This window comes from gamma proteobacterium symbiont of Axiagastus rosmarus (assembly GCF_059730925.1).
Genome location: NZ_AP035925.1, coordinates 1,258,263 through 1,275,626, shown reverse-complemented (window position 1 = coordinate 1,275,626; position 17,364 = coordinate 1,258,263). Strand labels below are relative to the sequence as shown.

15 protein-coding genes are annotated in these 17,364 nt (G+C 58.5%); 9 read left to right on the top strand and 6 right to left on the bottom strand.

Annotated elements, in window-relative coordinates; genetic code table 11:
• Positions 1-94 precede the first annotated feature (94 nt).
• The 3 genes from AC6I8F_RS05835 to AC6I8F_RS05825 all read right to left on the bottom strand — a co-directional run bounded on the left by AC6I8F_RS05835 (position 95) and on the right by AC6I8F_RS05825 (position 2,255).
• The gene (locus AC6I8F_RS05835) at positions 95-997 is read right to left on the bottom strand and encodes a Dyp-type peroxidase (RefSeq protein WP_498028615.1); all 903 of its coding nucleotides are present in this window, start codon (positions 995-997) and stop codon (positions 95-97) included.
• A 97-nt stretch (positions 998-1,094) separates the two neighbouring features.
• Complete coding sequence (locus AC6I8F_RS05830) at positions 1,095-1,715, bottom strand: RpoE-regulated lipoprotein (protein ID WP_058758347.1); 621 nt, start codon at positions 1,713-1,715, stop codon at positions 1,095-1,097.
• 114 nt (positions 1,716-1,829) lie between these two features.
• A complete protein-coding gene (locus AC6I8F_RS05825; RefSeq protein WP_021508071.1) occupies positions 1,830-2,255 on the bottom strand; it encodes a GNAT family acetyltransferase in 426 nt (141 codons plus the stop codon).
• A gap of 209 nt (positions 2,256-2,464) precedes the next feature.
• Between AC6I8F_RS05825 and amiA the strand changes: the two genes are divergently transcribed.
• Positions 2,465-3,322 (top strand): N-acetylmuramoyl-L-alanine amidase AmiA, encoded by an 858-nt coding sequence (gene amiA / locus AC6I8F_RS05820; protein ID WP_021508070.1) that lies wholly within the window; start codon positions 2,465-2,467, stop codon positions 3,320-3,322.
• A gap of 47 nt (positions 3,323-3,369) precedes the next feature.
• Positions 3,370-4,290, top strand: coding sequence for an oxygen-dependent coproporphyrinogen oxidase (gene hemF, locus AC6I8F_RS05815; RefSeq protein WP_021508069.1), 921 nt, complete (start codon positions 3,370-3,372; stop codon positions 4,288-4,290).
• 72 nt (positions 4,291-4,362) lie between these two features.
• Here hemF and maeB read toward each other — a convergent pair whose 3' ends face one another.
• A complete protein-coding gene (gene maeB, locus AC6I8F_RS05810) occupies positions 4,363-6,642 on the bottom strand; it encodes an NADP-dependent oxaloacetate-decarboxylating malate dehydrogenase (protein ID WP_058781769.1) in 2,280 nt (759 codons plus the stop codon).
• A 352-nt stretch (positions 6,643-6,994) separates the two neighbouring features.
• Between maeB and tal the strand changes: the two genes are divergently transcribed.
• The 3 genes from tal to ampH all read left to right on the top strand — a co-directional run bounded on the left by tal (position 6,995) and on the right by ampH (position 11,338).
• A complete protein-coding gene (gene tal, locus AC6I8F_RS05805; RefSeq protein ID WP_021508067.1) occupies positions 6,995-7,945 on the top strand; it encodes a transaldolase in 951 nt (316 codons plus the stop codon).
• 69 nt (positions 7,946-8,014) lie between these two features.
• Positions 8,015-10,024, top strand: a complete 2,010-nt coding sequence (gene tkt / locus AC6I8F_RS05800) for a transketolase (RefSeq protein ID WP_498028614.1) — start codon at positions 8,015-8,017, stop codon at positions 10,022-10,024.
• 144 nt (positions 10,025-10,168) lie between these two features.
• On the top strand, positions 10,169-11,338 hold the full coding sequence (ampH, locus tag AC6I8F_RS05795; protein WP_166711959.1) for a D-alanyl-D-alanine-carboxypeptidase/endopeptidase AmpH: 1,170 nt from the start codon (positions 10,169-10,171) through the stop codon (positions 11,336-11,338).
• A gap of 162 nt (positions 11,339-11,500) precedes the next feature.
• Here the strand turns inward: ampH and AC6I8F_RS05790 are convergent, their stop codons facing one another.
• On the bottom strand, positions 11,501-12,427 hold the full coding sequence (locus AC6I8F_RS05790) for a DUF1176 domain-containing protein (protein WP_498028613.1): 927 nt from the start codon (positions 12,425-12,427) through the stop codon (positions 11,501-11,503).
• Positions 12,402-12,806, bottom strand: a complete 405-nt coding sequence (locus AC6I8F_RS05785; RefSeq protein ID WP_223815650.1) for a hypothetical protein — start codon at positions 12,804-12,806, stop codon at positions 12,402-12,404. The genes AC6I8F_RS05790 and AC6I8F_RS05785 overlap by 26 nt, the downstream gene beginning before the upstream one ends.
• 236 nt (positions 12,807-13,042) lie before the next feature.
• Between AC6I8F_RS05785 and AC6I8F_RS05780 the strand changes: the two genes are divergently transcribed.
• The 4 genes from AC6I8F_RS05780 to AC6I8F_RS05765 are packed head-to-tail and all read left to right on the top strand — an operon-like array spanning position 13,043 to position 17,358.
• Complete coding sequence (locus AC6I8F_RS05780) at positions 13,043-13,873, top strand: DeoR/GlpR family DNA-binding transcription regulator (protein WP_021508063.1); 831 nt, start codon at positions 13,043-13,045, stop codon at positions 13,871-13,873.
• Between the two features lie 12 nt (positions 13,874-13,885).
• Positions 13,886-14,869, top strand: coding sequence for a substrate-binding domain-containing protein (locus AC6I8F_RS05775; protein WP_058758342.1), 984 nt, complete (start codon positions 13,886-13,888; stop codon positions 14,867-14,869).
• A 1-nt stretch (position 14,870) separates the two neighbouring features.
• On the top strand, positions 14,871-16,376 hold the full coding sequence (locus AC6I8F_RS05770) for a sugar ABC transporter ATP-binding protein (RefSeq protein ID WP_021508061.1): 1,506 nt from the start codon (positions 14,871-14,873) through the stop codon (positions 16,374-16,376).
• Positions 16,369-17,358 (top strand): ABC transporter permease, encoded by a 990-nt coding sequence (locus AC6I8F_RS05765; protein WP_021508060.1) that lies wholly within the window; start codon positions 16,369-16,371, stop codon positions 17,356-17,358. The genes AC6I8F_RS05770 and AC6I8F_RS05765 overlap by 8 nt, the downstream gene beginning before the upstream one ends.
• Positions 17,359-17,364 lie beyond the last annotated feature (6 nt).

The window sequence follows — 17,364 nt, the reverse complement described above, 5'->3', positions numbered from 1 at the left end:
CCAGCGGCAGAGTTTATGCGCAGGGCGGGATTAACTGAGCCGCGTCAAGCGGGGATGTGGTGCGCACGGCGGCGCACCGGTAAAACGCGATGGATTAACGTGACAGCGCCTGCAGCGCCGTCAGCGAAGGGGCAAAGAAGTAGCTGCCGCTCACCGGTTTGGTGAACCGTAACATGGCATCCATCTTGCCGTCGCGCTCGCCAAACATGCTCAGCAGCTGCTGCTCAATGTTATACAGACGATGACAGTACGAAATAAAATAGAGACCGTGGCGACCGCTGGCGGTGCCGTACGGCAGGCTCTGGCGCAGAATCTTCAGGCCTTTGCCCGCTTCTTTCAAATCCACGCGACTCAGGTGCGACGTCGCCGGCCGCTGATCGCCCGGCAGCTCTTCATTGTCCTGTTTGGTGCGGCCAATAATCGCTTCCTGCTTATCAATCGCCAGCCGGTTGAACTGCGGCAGGTTGTGCTCCCAGCGCTGGGTAAACACATAGCTGCCGCCGGCATCCGGGCCGTCAGCAATGATCGCCACCTGCTGGCGCGCCTCGCCCTGCGGGTTTTCGGTGCCATCAACAAAACCGGAAAGATCGCGATCTTCGACCCAGCGGAAACCGTGCGTCTCTTCTTCAATGGCGACCGCGCTGGCAAACGCCGTCAGCGCCGCCTGCGCCAGCGAAAAGTTCACGTCGTGACGCAGCGACTGAATATGGATCAACAGATCGCGCTGGGTCGCCGGTGCCGCACCTTTGCCGAGCGGCGTGAAAGCTTTGAGTTCGGGAGCTGAGTCGGTGCCCTGCAGATCGCGCCACAGCGCATCACCAAAGGCGATGACCGCACCAAGGCCGGCGTCCGGGAATTGCTGCTGTAGCGCAGCCAGCTGTTGCAGAAAGGCGTGGCAACCCTGACGCAGCGCAGCGAGGTCGCCGGTGGCGCGGGCTTCCAGCCAAATGGCAAAACGGCGGTGCTCCAGCAGGATCCCGTTCTGAAACTGAGACATGACAATGCTCTCCGGCATAAAAGTTAACGGCGTTTTTCGCCGGTATCATACCGGAAAGCCCTGCGCAGAAGATGCGTTAACGCAATTTTTTCGCCAGTTAACGCTGCCAGACGATCTTACTGATTTTCCAGCTTTTTAACGTATCATCTGACGGCATCAGCCCGGTCGGACCGTGCCACTCGCCGCTGTAGATATAGGCGATATGCTGACTACCCGGCGCGCGGCACTCAACATCGCGCACATCCAGCCCGGCAACCATTTTGCAATTATCAAACGCTTTGCTGAATTTATCGCTGAACGCATCACCGATTTTACTGCCGTCGGCGCTGCGCGCATCGCTATCGAGCACTTCAATGCGCTCGACGCTACGCTGGCCATTAATCACCAGCTTAACCTTACCGTCATCCAGCGCCTGCCAGAAATCCACTACCTGCCCGTTCTGCGTGCGCATGCCCTGACGCAGCTGATAATCATTGTTCAGCGCGGCGCTAATGGCGGACTCCGACATTGCCGTGTTGCTGTTCAGCCCGGCGACGCCCTGCTCGGTGACGGTGAGCGAACTGCCAAACCAGCTAAACGGATTGAGCGCCGACCAGTGATAGCTGAGCGGATTGTACCAGTGACTTTCGCTGGTGCTGGCAGGGGAAGAGGAACCGGAACTGGCGCAACCGGCCAGCACCAGGGCGCTGACCAGCAGGGCGGGACGAACAACTTTCATGCAAACTCCTTTCTTTTGTGCCGACTGGCGTGCCTGTTGGAGTCGCAAACCGGCAAAAAGTTTATTCGCTGTTGCTGCATGGCGGGCAGAAACCCGGCCGCGCGACGAGTGGAATCAGTATTCACGGTCTTCAATCAGGCGTTTGCCCAGCAGCAGTGAGTCGACCGGCTCGTAATCCAGCTTCTCGTAGAAAGCCACCACCTGATCGTTCTCTTCGCGCACCATCAGATGGATTTTCGGGCAGCCGCGCGCAATCAGCTTTTTCTCCAGCCGGTTCATCAGCGCATTGGCAAATCCCCGGCCCTGATAATCAGGGTGCACCGCCAGATAGTAGGCGGAGCCGCGATGGCCATCGTAGCCGCCCATCAGCGTGCCCACGACCTCGCCGCCTACCTCAGCCACCAGAAACAGCTCCGGGTCATGGTTCATTTTGCGTTCGATGTCGAGTTCCGGATCGTTCCACGGCCGTAACAGATCGCAACGCTCCCAGAGCGTAATGACTTCTTCAAAATCTTCCTGGCGGAAGGAGCGAATTTCCATCGGCGTTACCCTGCAATGAGGCACAATTCGCTGATTATCACGCATTCTTTGCCAGGCGCAACCCTCGCAGGGCGCAACGGCTGAAAAAAACGGCTAAATAGCGATTCGCGGCCTGAAATACAAAGTAATGTCCTGAAATGGTTCGGCAGTCGCCGCCGGACGGCGCTTAAGCTATAACACGGGGCAGGTTTACTCTCAGGGACATGTTAATGAACAAGATTTCACTGTTGCGGCGCCTGACCAATCGCCGCCAGCTGATCCTCTCCGGCCTGGCGCTGGCGGTGCTGTCGCCGCGCGCGGTCCAGGCGCAGGAAACGCGCGCGGCAGTGCCCGTCAGCGCACGCCATACACCGCCGAAACCGGCCACCAGCGGCAAGCGCATTGTGATGATCGATCCCGGTCACGGCGGCATTGATTCTGGCGCGGTGGGTCAGGAAGGCTCAGAAGAGAAGCACATCGTACTGGAGATCGCCAACACCGTGCGTACGCTGCTGCAGAACCACCCGAAGGTGGAAGTGCGGCTGACGCGCGACAGCGACCACTTCATTCCGCTCTACCAGCGCGTGGAGATTGCGCATCAGCACGGCGCCAACCTGTTTATGTCGATTCACGCCGACGGCTACACCAGCCCGGAAGCCAACGGTGCATCGGTGTTCGCCCTCTCCAATCGCGGTGCCAGCAGCGCCATGGCGCGCTATATGTCGCAGCGCGAAAACGACGCCGATAAAGTGGGCGGCGCGGCGGTGCAGGAAAAAGATAATTACCTTAACCAGATCCTGTTCGACCTGGTGCAGACCGATACCATCCGCAACAGCCTGACGCTGGGTAAACACGTGCTGGACCAGATTCGCCCGGTGCATCATCTGCACAGCCAGCACACCGAGCAGGCGGCGTTCGCGGTGCTAAAATCCCCGTCGATCCCGTCGGTGCTGGTGGAAACCTCGTTTATCACCAACCCGCGTGAAGAACAGCTGTTGGGCACCACGGCGTTCCGCCAGAAAATTGCCCGGGCGATTGCTGACGGTATCGTCAATTACTTTGATGAGTACGATCGTCGCCAGGCCTGATAGCGTTTTGTGCTAGAATCGCGGCAAATTTTTGCAATGAGTGAGCCATGAGCAATCCCGATATTTCGCGCGTCAAAGCCTATCTGCTGGCGCTGCAGGATGACATTTGCGCCGGTCTGGCGGCGGAAGACGGCAGCGCCAGCTTTGCCGAAGACACCTGGCAACGCCCCGGCGGCGGCGGTGGACGCAGCCGCGTGCTGCGTAATGGCAAGGTGTTCGAGCAGGCTGGGGTTAATTTCTCCCATGTTTATGGCGAGCAGATGCCCGCGTCAGCCACCGCGCACCGCCCGGAGCTGGCAGGCCGCAGCTTCGAAGCGATGGGCGTGTCGCTGGTGGTACACCCGGAAAATCCGTATGTGCCAACCAGCCACGCCAACGTGCGCTTTTTTATTGCCGAAAAGCCGGGCGCCGATCCGGTCTGGTGGTTTGGTGGCGGTTTCGATCTCACCCCTTACTACGGTTTCACAGAGGATGCCCGGCACTGGCATCAGACCGCGTTCGATCTGTGCCAGCCGTTTGGCGACGACGTCTATGCGCGCTACAAAAAGTGGTGTGATGACTACTTCTACCTGAAACACCGCAACGAGCAGCGCGGCATTGGCGGACTGTTTTTTGATGATTTGAATACGCCGGATTTTGACCACTGCTTTGATTTCATGCAGGCGGTCGGCAACGGTTTCATGCAGGCCTATCAGCCGATTGTAGCGAAGCGCAAAGAACTGGCTTGGGGCGAACGCGAGCGTCAGTTCCAGCTTTATCGCCGGGGCCGCTACGTTGAGTTTAATCTGGTGTGGGATCGCGGCACGCTATTCGGTTTGCAGACCGGCGGTCGCACCGAATCGATTCTGATGTCGATGCCGCCGCTGGTGCGCTGGGAATATGATTATCAACCCGCCGACGACTCCCCGGAAGCCGCGCTGACTCGCGATTTCCTGCCGGTGCAGGACTGGCTGGGGCTGGAAAAATAAGCCAGGTGCGCATTCATGCGCACCCTGCGGAATAACCCGATAAAACGCGCCCCCGTGGGGTTGCCCTGCCGGTCACAACGGCTCGGTCTGCGCCTCCACCACCGCCAGCGCCACCATGTTAACAATGCGCCGCACCGAGGCGATGCGCGTCAGCACATGCACCGGCTTGCGGATGCCCATCAGCACCGGCCCCACCGTCACCCCTTCCGAGCAGGACACGCGCAGCAGGTTGTAGCTGATGCGTGCGGCCTCAACGTTCGGCATGATCAGCAGATTGGCGGTACCTTTCAGCGGGCTGTCCGGCATCAGCTCGCGACGAATACTCTCCACCAGCGCTGCATCGCCGTGCATCTCGCCGTCAATCTCCAGTTCCGGCGCTCGCTGCTGAATCAGCGCCAGCGCCTCGCGCATCTTCCGCGCGCCGGGGGCATTCGAAGTGCCAAAACTGGAGTGCGACAGCAGCGCCACGCGCGGTTCGATGCCGAAACGCCGCACGGTTTCTGCCGCCAGCAGCGTGATATCCGCCAGCTGCTCAGCGCTGGGATCCTCATTCACATAAGTATCGGCAATAAACGTGTTGCCGCTCGGCAGCAGCAGCGCGTTCATCGCCCCGGCGACCTTGACGTCATCGCGGAAGCCAAACACCTTCTCCACCACGTCGTAATGTTCGCGGTAGTCGCCGATGGTGCCGCAAATCATCGCGTCCGCTTCGCCGCGATGCACCATGATGGCGCCGATCAGCGTGGGATTGCCAATCACCGCGCGCTGGGCGGTTTCCGGCGTAACGCCGCGCCGCTTCATCAGCTGATAATATTCATTCCAGTACTCCTTAAAGCGCGGATCGGACTCGTTGTTCACGATCTCAAAATCACGCCCGGCCTCGATTTTCAGCCCCTGCTTCTGTAAACGCATGGCAATCACGTTGGGACGGCCAATCAGGATCGGCTTCGCCAGCCCGAGCGACACCAGCTCCTGGGTAGCGTGCAGCACCCGCACCTCTTCACCTTCCGCCAGCACCACGCGCTGCGGCGCTTTGCGCGCCTGCGAGAAGATCGGCTTCATGAACAGATTGGTTTTATACACGAACTCGGTGAGCTGCTCGCGGTAGGCGTCAAAGTCAGCAATCGGTCGCGTCGCCACGCCGGAATCCATCGCTGCTCTGGCGACGGCCGGGGCTATCTGCACAATCAAACGCGGATCGAACGGTTTGGGAATAAGGTATTCCGGGCCAAAGCTCAGATCCTGATCGTCGTAAGCGGACGCTACCACGTCGCTCTGTTCCGCCTGCGCCAGGGCGGCAATCGCATGCACCGCCGCCAGCTTCATCTCTTCGTTGATGGCGGTGGCACCGACGTCCAGCGCGCCGCGGAAGATGAACGGGAAGCACAGCACGTTATTCACCTGATTAGGGAAATCCGAGCGCCCGGTACAGATAATCGCATCCGGCCGCACCTGCTTCGCCAGCGGCGGCATGATCTCCGGCTCCGGATTGGCCAGCGCCAGAATCAGCGGATTCGGCGCCATCTTCTGCACCATCGCTGGCGTCAGGGCTTTCGGACCGGAGCAGCCAAGGAAAATATCCGCGCCGCCAATCACCTCATCCAGCGTGCGCGCCCCGCTATCTTCCACGGCATAGGCGGCTTTGGTCGGCGTCATGTCCGCTTCGCGATCGCGGTAAATCACCCCTTTTGAATCACACACCACGATATTTTTCTGCTGCATGCCAAGCGCCACCAGCAGATTGAGGCAGGCAATGGCCGACGCGCCAGCGCCCGACACCACCAGCCGCACGTCGGCAATCGCCTTATTCACGATGGTCAGGCCGTTAAGCACTGCCGCGGTACAGATGATGGCGGTGCCGTGCTGATCGTCATGAAACACCGGAATCTGCATGCGCTGCCGCAGTTGCTGCTCAATGTAAAAACACTCCGGCGCTTTGATGTCCTCAAGGTTGATGCCGCCGAACGTCGGCTCCAGCGCGGCAATCACCTCAATCAGCTTGTCCGGGTCGTGCTCGTCGATTTCGATGTCGAACACATCAATGCCAGCAAACTTTTTGAACAGCACGCCCTTGCCTTCCATCACTGGCTTGCCGGCCAGCGCGCCAATATTACCGAGCCCCAGCACCGCCGTGCCGTTGGAGATCACCGCCACCAGATTGCCGCGCGCGGTGTATTTGTGCGCGGCCAGCGGATCGGCGGCAATTTCCAGACAGGGTGCCGCCACACCGGGCGAATAGGCCAGTGCCAGATCGCGCTGCGTCGCCAGCGGCTTAGTGGGTGACACCTGAATTTTTCCGGGGGTGGGATATTGGTGAAAATCGAGCGCGCTTTGCTTGAGTTGATCGTCCATCAGACATCCTTTTGCACGGCTGAAAAGCCCTCAGTATAAGAACGCGCGGCGCAAAAGAGGGTGAAGGCGCTCAAAGAACGCACAGTCGCCAGGGCACGGATTGCCACGGCTTCGCCTGCGGCTTTGGGACAGCCTGCTATGCTTAAGGGTGGCAAAACGCTGAGCTGAACCGATCAGGCAGGCCTGACTATCAGAAACGCGCCCCGACGTCACAATCAGAGAAAACGCATTTTCTTCATCCGGCGTCTGTTGCACTGTGTGGAACCTCCCTTCCCCGATAAGGGCGCACCTAAGACGATGACTGCCCGGGTGCCTGTTTTGCCCACATTATTGCTAATGAAGGAGTTAAGCGATGAACCAGCTAGATGCATTAAAACAGTTCACCACCGTGGTGGCGGACAGCGGCGATATCGAATCCATTCGCCATTACCATCCGGAAGATGCCACCACTAACCCATCCCTGATCCTCAAAGCTGCCGGCCTCGACGCTTACAAACACCTTATTGATGACGCCATTGAGTACGCGAAAAAACAGGGCGGCAGCAAAGAGACGCAAATCATCAACGCCAGCGATAAAGTGGCGATCAACCTCGGTATGGAAATCCTGAAAAGCGTACCGGGCCGTGTTTCGACCGAAGTGGATGCGCGCCTCTCTTTCGATCGTGGCATGTGTGTGACCAAAGCGGAGAAACTGGTCCGCCTGTATGAAGAGAACGGCATCGACCGCTCACGTATTCTGATCAAACTGGCGTCCACCTGGGAAGGCATCAAAGCGGCGGAAGAGCTGGAGAAGAACGGCATCAACTGTAACCTGACGCTGCTGTTCTCCTTCGCCCAGGCGCGCGCCTGTGCCGAAGCCGGCGTGTTCCTGATTTCGCCATTTGTCGGCCGAATCTACGACTGGTACAACACGCGCAAACCGCTCGATCCGTATGTGGTCGACGAAGATCCGGGCGTTAAATCGGTGCGTCGTATTTACGACTACTACAAAAAGCACCGTTACAACACCGTCATCATGGGTGCCAGCTTCCGTAAAGTGGAGCAGATTGTGGCGCTTGCTGGCTGCGATCGCCTGACTATTTCCCCGAACCTGTTGGAAGAGCTGGCCAACAGCGAAGCGCCGGTGGAGCGCAAACTGGAGCCATCAACCGAGGGCTTCCACCAGCCGGCACCGCTCTCCGAAGCGGAGTTCCGCTGGGAGCATAATCAGGATGCGATGGCGGTGGAGAAACTGTCCGACGGTATCCGCCAGTTTGCCGTTGACCAGCAGAAGCTGGAAGACGTGCTGGCCGCCCGCCTGTAATCCTGAACTCACCTTCTGCCGGACGGGTTGCGGCCCGTCCGCTTTTGCCCAATTACAAGGGAGAACCCTATGTCTTCACGCAGAGAGTTGGCTAACGCGATCCGCGCCCTGAGCATGGATGCGGTACAAAAAGCAAATTCCGGCCACCCAGGTATGCCGATGGGCATGGCTGATATCGCCGAAGTGCTGTGGCGCGACTTCCTGAAGCACAACCCGACCAACCCGGCCTGGGCGGATCGCGATCGCTTCATTCTGTCTAACGGGCACGGCTCGATGCTGCTGTATAGCCTGCTGCATCTCACCGGCTATGATCTGCCGCTGGAAGAGCTGAAAAACTTCCGCCAGCTACACTCAAAAACGCCGGGCCACCCGGAAATTGGCTACACGCCGGGCGTTGAAACCACCACCGGCCCGCTCGGCCAGGGGCTGGCCAACGCTGTCGGTCTGGCGATTGCCGAGCGCACGCTGGCGGCCCAGTTTAACCAGCCTGACCACGATATCGTCGATCACTTTACCTATGTGTTTATGGGCGACGGCTGTCTGATGGAAGGCATCTCACATGAAGTCTGTTCGCTGGCCGGCACGCTGGGCCTCGGCAAACTGATTGGCTTCTACGATCACAACGGTATCTCCATCGACGGCGAAACCGAAGGCTGGTTTACCGACGACACCCACAAGCGTTTTGAAGCTTATAACTGGCACGTGGTGGGCAGCGCCGAAGGCATCGACGGCCACGATCCGGACGCCATCGCGGCGGCCATCAAAGAAGCGCAAAGCGTCACCGACAAGCCTTCGCTGATTATCTGCCGCACGGTGATCGGCTTTGGCTCGCCAAACAAAGCCGGCAAAGAGGAGTCGCACGGGGCCGCGCTCGGCGAAGAAGAAGTGGCGCTGACGCGTAAACAGCTCGGCTGGAACTACGGTCCGTTCGAAATCCCGCAGGATATTTATCAGCAGTGGGATGCCAGAGAAGCCGGGGCCGCGCAGGAGAAATCCTGGGAAGATAAGTTCACGGCTTATCAGCAGGCGCATCCGCAGCTGGCGGACGAATTCAGCCGCCGCCTGAAGGGCGAAATGCCGGCTGACTGGGAAAACAAAACCAGCCAGTTCATTCGCGATCTGCAGGCTAACCCGCAGAAAATCGCCAGCCGCAAAGCCTCACAGAACACGCTGGAAGCCTTCGGTAAACTGCTGCCGGAGTTCCTCGGCGGTTCCGCCGACCTCGCGCCCAGCAACCTCACCATCTGGTCCGGTTCGAAGCCGATCAAAGAGGATCACGCCGGTAACTACATTCATTACGGCGTACGCGAATTTGGCATGACGGCCATTGCCAACGGTATCGCGCATCACGGTGGCTTTGTGCCTTATACCGCCACCTTCCTGATGTTCGTCGAATACGCGCGTAACGCAGCGCGCATGGCCGCCCTGATGAAAGCGCGCCAGATTATGGTCTACACCCACGACTCAATTGGTCTGGGCGAAGATGGCCCGACGCACCAGCCGGTTGAACAGCTGGCCAGTCTGCGCGTGACGCCAAACTTCAGCACCTGGCGACCGTGCGATCAGGTCGAGACCGCCGTGGCGTGGAAAGCGGCGATTGAGCGCCATCACGGTCCGACCGCGTTGATTCTGTCGCGTCAGAACCTGCTGCAGCCGGAGCGCAGCGCGCAACAGGTAGAGAACATCGCGCGCGGTGGTTACATCCTCAAGGATTGTGACGGCACGCCGGACGTCATCCTGATTGCCACCGGTTCCGAAGTGGAGATCACGCTGGGCGCCGAAGCGAAACTCAGCGCCGACGGCCACAAGGTGCGCGTGGTGTCGCTGCCGAGCACCGACGTGTTCGATAAACAGGACGTGGCCTATCGTGAATCGGTGCTGCCTTCCACCGTGCGCGCGCGCGTGGCGGTTGAAGCCGGTATCGCCGACTACTGGTACAAATACGTCGGCATCGACGGCAAAATTGTCGGCATGACCACCTTCGGCGAATCGGCGCCAGCCGGCAAACTGTTCCCGGCCTTTGGCTTTACCGTCGAGAACGTGGTGAGCCACGCCGAATCGCTGCTTAAGCCTGCCTGAGTGTCTGGCCCTTTCCCGCTACCGGGAGAGGGCCGTTTTATTTCACAGCCTGATACAGAAAAAAATCCGCCCCGCCCCCTTCCCGCTTTGCGCAAACTGATTACTATAGGTTTTCCTCCGATTCCTATAGCGGACGCTTTCCCGTTGAAAAAACGTACTCCTTTTTTACTGGCCTTAATGGTTGCCGTGCTGCCCTTTACCAGCGCGGCGCAGGTATCGACCGATCCGCTGCTGGCCTCGCAGATTGTTGATCGCTATGCCGAACATATCTTTTATGGCAGCGGTGCGACCGGTATGGCGCTGGTGGCAATTGACGGTAATCAGCGCGTGTTCGCCAGCTTTGGCGAAACCCGTCCCGGCAATAATGTGCGCCCACAGCAGGACTCACTGATCCGTATCGCCTCGCTGAGCAAACTGATGACCAGCGAAGTGATGGTGAAGATGGCCGAGCGCGGCCAGATTCGCCTTGACGATCCGCTGAGCAAATACGCGCCGCCAGGTGCCCGCGTACCGACTTACAACGGCCAGCCGATTCGGCTGATCAATCTCGCCACCCACACCAGCAGCCTGCCGCGCGAGCAGCCGGGCGGCAAACCGCATCGTCCGGTGTTTGTCTGGCCAACCAAAGCGGATCGCTGGCAGTGGCTGCGTGGCGCGCAGCTAAAAGCCGCGCCGGGCACGCAGGCGGCTTACTCCAACCTCGCCTTCGATCTGCTGGGCGACGCGCTGGCTAAAGCCGCCGGTATGCCTTATCCGGCCCTACTGCAGCAGCTGGTAACGCGTCCGCTCGGCATGAAGGACACCACCTTCACGCCATCACCGGATCAGTGTCAGCGCCTGATGATTGCCGAAAAAGGGGCCAGCCCGTGCAATAACACGCTGGCAGCCATCGGCAGCGGCGGCGTGTATTCCACGCCGGACGATATGGGACGCTGGATGCAGCAGTTTCTCAACTCGGCGGTGAATCACCGCACGCCGCAGATCGATCGGCTGCAAACGCTGATTTATCGCCGCGACCAGCTGACCAAAGTGGAAGGCATGGACGTGCCAGGACGCGCCGACGCGCTGGGCATGGGCTGGGTTTACATGGCACCGAAGGCGGGCCATCCGGGCATCATTCAGAAAACCGGCGGCGGCGGCGGCTTCATCACCTACATGGCGATGGTGCCACAGCACAACGTCGGCGTATTTGTCGTGGTGACGCGCTCGCCGCTGACCCGCTTCACCCCGATGAGCGATGGCGTCAACAACATGCTGGCTGAGCTGGTGGGCAACCAGACGGGCTCACCGATGATGATCGGCAATATCCGCTAAGCCTTTGACCAACAGCTAGTGATTTCTTGCTGCGAACCCTCCCCTAAATCATTCGTGCTGCAGGAAGGCGGCAAGGATGGGCATCCCCGGGAGCTTACTCAGGTAAGTGACCGGGGTGAAAGAAGGCGGCCAACGCCCCTGCAGTGCGAAGGATGACGGGGATTACTGAGTGACCCAGAGGGTGGGCCAGTCATCACTACTATGCCAGGCGTCACAGGTCTTTTCTTCCGCATACTCCGCCAGCACGAAAGCATTACCATTAAACTGCCAGCGTGTGGCCACACCGCAGTCGCCTAAACCGCGCCCTTTACTGAAGGTATACAGCTGGCCGTTACTGGCATCGAACTCGGCGTTCACCAGCTCCAGCTGATTATCAGTGCGCGACGGCGGGGTAAACGGCAGGTTGAGCGTGATGCCGCGCGACACATACGGCTGGCTGCGCGTGACTTCAAACGCCAGATCGATCACGTTGTAGGCCCCGGTTTCGCAGCTTATCAGCAGCAGCGCTTTGCTGTCGGTGAGTGGCGCAACGCTGACTTCCCGCCGCAGCGGATCGAGCGAGCAGTTATCGGTATTGACACGCCAGGTTCCGTAATCGATCAGGCCGGTGGTTTCCTGCTGCGTCAGCGGCGCGGGTGCGGGCAGCGCTGCCGGCAGCTGCGGAATTGAGGGCGGCGGTGGCACATCCCACTGCACGCGATCACCGCGCTTTACCCAGGCGCTGGCCCCGTTAACCCGCCCCTGTACGTCATCCATCAGCAGCAGCGCCGCTTTCATACCGCGCAGCGGAATACTGGCGCTGGCTTTATAGGTGAGCTGTAAATTGCTGGCATCCAGCGTCTGGGCGAGAAATTCGTCGATGGCGATGGCGTTGCTGGTGGCCAGATGATGCGGCTCCACCGTCCAGTGTTTGAGGTCCGGATTGAGGCGACGCTGATCAAGCAGCAGGTTGTCTTTAAGCGCCGCGCCCGGCAATGCACCGCTATAGGCGCTGCCGTAATCAATGCGCAGCAGCGGCCGATCGTTGACCCCGGCGTGACGCGAAATCGTCATCACCAGGCCATTATCGCCAGGAAAACTGCGTGCCACGCAGAACGCCGCGTTGTTGCAGGTGATCTGCCAGTCGGAAAACGACTTTTGCAGCGGCTCGGCCTGTACGCTGGCGATCAGCAGAAAGGGCAATAAAAGCAGCGACTTCATCCAATACGACATGAAAAAAAACGATCCCCGATTCCTGGAAAGAAAATGATAGCGCAATGCATGCGCGGTCATCAGGCCGAAACTGTGAAGTGGCCTGAAAAGCGAAGTTAACTGCTGAAAAAGCCGTCGCCTTATGGGCGATCTGTGTGGAATAGCGCAACAGCTCCATCATCCGGTGCGGCTGATTTCTGCTCAATCGGATTCGTCGGACAATTTTTACCCCCTTCACAAAACGGTCAAATACACATAAACGGTCATAAGCGGTCATGCTATGGTGCTGGCAGAGCGTCAACGTTGTGCACGGACTCTCTCATTCCCTCGCGTAATAACGCGCATTTATGTGAATGCGATCACTCAAATTTGAAATAAATAGATCTCATTTACATAAAAAATCCAGTGAAAATCACCTTAATGTCGCCGGGCCAGTTGGTCGCTGCGGACTCGTGCCCAGCCCACATTTTCACATTCCGGCATCCAGTAATTTATAGCCATCGGAGGGAAGTCATGTTGCCGATTGAAAGACAGCAGCGAATTATTGACGAGCTTAATTTAAATGGTCGGGTCATTGTCGCTGAATTAGTCACGCTGTGTCAGGTTTCGCAGGAAACCATTCGCCGTGATTTAACGCAGCTGGAGAAACGTGGCGTATTACAGCGCAGTCACGGTGGTGCAGTACCAGCCAAACGACAGGCCGCCAACATTCAGGGAAATACACGCGGTATTAACGAGTATGAATTATCTTTTCGCCAGCGCATGAATGAAAACGTCGAGGCCAAGATGGCGATAGCCAAACGAGCACTCGATTTTATCAGCCCCGGTGATTGTTTATTACTCGACAGTAGTACCACCTGCTGGTATCTGGCACGACAGCTACCGGATATTGAATTAACGGTGTTAACCAATTCTATCAGAATCGTCCAGACCCTTGCAGCGCGCGGCAGTATCCGCACCATCTGCCTGGGTGGAGAATATTCTGACCGTTATGAAGATTTCCACGGCGTCGTCGCAGAGCAGCCGCTACGGGAATTTCAGATCAATAAGATCTTTTTTTCCTGCAGCAGTTTGGGCAATGACGGTTATTTACGCGAAGGTAACGAAAACAACGCACATTTAAAACAGCAAATGTTGTTAGCGGCAGAAAGAAAACATCTGCTGCTGGACGGCAGTAAATTTCTGCGCCCCTCATTCGCGCGTATTTGTCATTACCGCGATGTGGATTTTCTCATCACTGACCAATTAAAAGACAAAGAGCTGGAACAAGAACTGGCGTGGAACGGCGTCAATATTATTGATTGCTCGCAACGCAGCCATTCGATGCAGCTAATAAAAAATTAATCCGGAGTCTTTATGAAAAAACATCTTATCGCCTGTTCTCTGCTTGCCCTGTTTGCCGCCGCTGGCGCGCAGGCCGCTGACAAAATCCGCATGGGCATCGTGGTAAAAATTGGCGGTATTCCGTGGTTCAACGCCATGGAAGCGGGCATCAAAAGTGAAGCGGCAAAACGCGGCATCGACGCGTGGATGGTCGGGCCAACCGCCGCTGACCCGGCGCTGCAGGTGCGCGCGATTGAAGATTTGATTGCGCAGAAGGTCGATATCATCGGCGTGGTGCCAAACGACCCGAAAGTGCTTGAGCCGGTACTGAAGCGCGCGCGTGAAGCCGGGATCATGGTGATTACCCACGAATCGCCCGGCCAGAAAGACGCTAACTGGGATTTCGAGCTGGTCGATGCACCGACCCACGGCATCAACCATATGAAAGCACTGGCGAAATGCATGCATGAAGAAGGCAAATACGCCATGTATGTCGGCAGCCTGACGGTGCCACTGCATCAGGAGTGGACCGACGCCGCGCTCAACTACCAGAAACAGCACTATCCGAAGATGCAGCTGGTGACCGACAAGTTCGGCGTCGGCGAATCGCTGGATGACTCCATCCGCACCACCAACGAGCTGATGTCTAAATACCCGGATCTGAAAGGCATTATGGCCTTTGGTTCTCAGGGACCGATTGGCGCCGGCCGCGCGGTCATGAACCGCAACAAGATCGATCAGGTGTGCGTCATCGGTGCCTTCAGCCCGGGCCAGGGCGCGTCGCTGGTACAGCGCGGTGCTATCAAGGGCGGCTATATCTGGAATCCGCAGACCGCCGGTGAAGTATTTGTGCGTATCGCCGACATGATGGAGAAGAAAGAGCCAATCACCGACGGCATGACCATTGAAGGGCTGGGCAAAGTGAAGGTGGATGAGGCGACGCACACCATTCTCGGTAACAACACCGAAAGTCTCGATAAAGAGAACCTGCCAAAACTGGTGAAAATGGGGCTGTAACATGCAAGAGGTCACTCCACAGACGCTGATTGCGCTCGACAACCTGTCGAAAACATTTGGTGGCAACCGCGCACTGAGCGATATCTCGCTGACCCTGCTGGCCGGCGAAGTGCACTGTCTCGCTGGCACCAACGGCTGTGGCAAGAGCACCTTAATTAAAGTCATTTCCGGGGTGCATGCCCCGGACAGTGGCAGCCGCATTACCCTCGGCGACGGCCAGAGTTTCCCGCGTCTGACCACCCGTCAGGCGCGCGACTTCGGTATCCAGGTGATTTACCAGGATCTGTCGCTGTTCCCCAATTTGAGCGTGGCGGAGAACATCGCCTTTGAGCATAACCTCAACGGGTTGCTCGGCTGGCACCGTCAGGCCCGGCTGCGCGACACCGCGCGCGGCATTATTGATGAGCTGAAATTCGATCTCGATCTGAATGAGAAAGTCGCTGCGCTGTCGATTGCCCAGCGCCAGCAGGTGGCGATTTGCCGCGCGCTGGTGGCCGATGCACGACTGGTGATCATGGACGAACCCACCGCGTCGCTGACGCGTACCGAGGTCAATCAGCTGCTGCGCACCGTGCGCTATCTGAAAGACAAAAACATCTGTGTGGTGTTTGTCAGTCACCGGCTGGATGAAGTGCTGGAGATTTCGGATCGCGTGACGGTGATCCGCGACGGCCGCAAGATGGGCTGCTGGCCAGCCAGAGAGATGACGCCGCATCACCTGACCGAACTGATGACCGGCCTGAAGCTCGACTACCAGTTAAAAGCGCCAACGCGCAACGCCGATCGGGCGATTCTCGAAGTAGAGAAGCTGACGCGCGCCGGTCAGTATCATGACGTCAATTTCAAACTCTACGCCGGTGAAGTGCTGGGCCTGTGCGGCCTGCTCGGATCCGGCCGCACCGAACTGGCGCTGTCGCTGTTTGGCATGACCAAACCGGACAGCGGCAAAATCTGGCTCGACAGCAAGCCGGTGCGTTTTCGCGGGCATGAAGACGCCATCAAAGCCGGTATCGGCTACGTTTCGGAAGATCGCCTGACGCTCGGCCTGGTGCAGCAGCAGTCGGTGGCCGACAACATGGTGCTGCCGATCCTCGATAAGCTGCAAAACCGTTTCCACCTGATCGATGAATACCGCAAGAACAAGCTGATCCTGCAGTGGATTCAGCAGCTCGGCGTGCGCGTGGCCGATCCTAACCTGGCGATCTCCACCCTGTCCGGCGGCAACCAGCAAAAAATCGTGCTGGCGAAATGGGTGCTGACCCAGCCGCGCATTCTGATCCTCGACTCGCCGACCGTCGGCGTGGATGTCGGCGCCAAGGCCAGCATCTATCAGCTGATCCACGAGCTGGCGAAAGAGGGACTGTCGATCATCCTGATTTCCGACGAAGTGCCGGAGGTCTGGTACAACTGCGACCGCATCCTGCACTTCCGCGACGGCACCATCCATGCCGAATACCAACCCGATACCGTGGCGCAGGAACAGCTGGCGGAGGTGATTAATGCCTGATTTCTCTCGTTTACGTCCGCACTCCAGCCAGGGCTGGCTCGCCTGGGTGCTGCTGGCTTTCATGGTGTTCTTCTCGCTGGCCAGCGATCAGTTCCTGACGGTGCAGAACCTGCTGGATCTGGCGGAAAGCTACGCCGTTACCGGCATTTTCGCCCTCGGCCTGTTTGTGGTGCTGGTGACCGGCGGTATCGATATCTCCTTCGCCGCCGTGGCGTCGGTGGTGCAATACCTGATCGCCTCGCTGTTTGTGCAGTTCCAGTTTGATAACGCGCTGCTCAGCATTCTGCTGGCTATCGTCTGCGGCACGCTGTTTGGCGTGATCAACGCCCTGCTGATCACCTCGCTGCGTGTGGTGTCGATCATCATCACCATCAGTATGCAGTCGCTGCTGTTTGGTCTGCTGATGTGGGTTACCGGCGGCAAAAGCCTCTACTCACTGCCGGACTGGTGGATCACCCTGCGCAGCGTGCTGCCGTTTAGCGTACAGGGCAACAGTTTTCAGATTGGCTTACCGCTGGCGATCATGCTGGTGATTGCCGCCCTCACCGCGCTGCTGCTCAACAAAACCAATCTGGGCCGTCAGCTGTATGCGGTGGGCGGCGATGCGGAATCGGCGCGGCGCATTGGCATCCGCGTGGGATTGATTCACGTGTTTGCCTACGGCTGGCTCGGGGCGATGGCGGCGATTGGCGGGCTGGTGCAGGTGTACCGCATGGGTGAAGTAGTGCCGAACGCGCTGGTCGGCGGTGAGCTGGATGTGCTGGCTGCGACGGTGCTGGGCGGTGCCAGCCTGATGGGCGGCAAAGGCACGGTCAGCGGCACGCTGATGGGCGTATTCCTGATCGCCATCCTGAAAAACGGCCTCAATCTGATCGGCGTCTCCAACTACTTCATGAACATTGTGGTCGGCGGCACGATTATGGTGGCGATTGCCGTCACCCACTACAAAAAACGTAAAGAAACCGACGTCAGTTTCGTCTGACGGGAG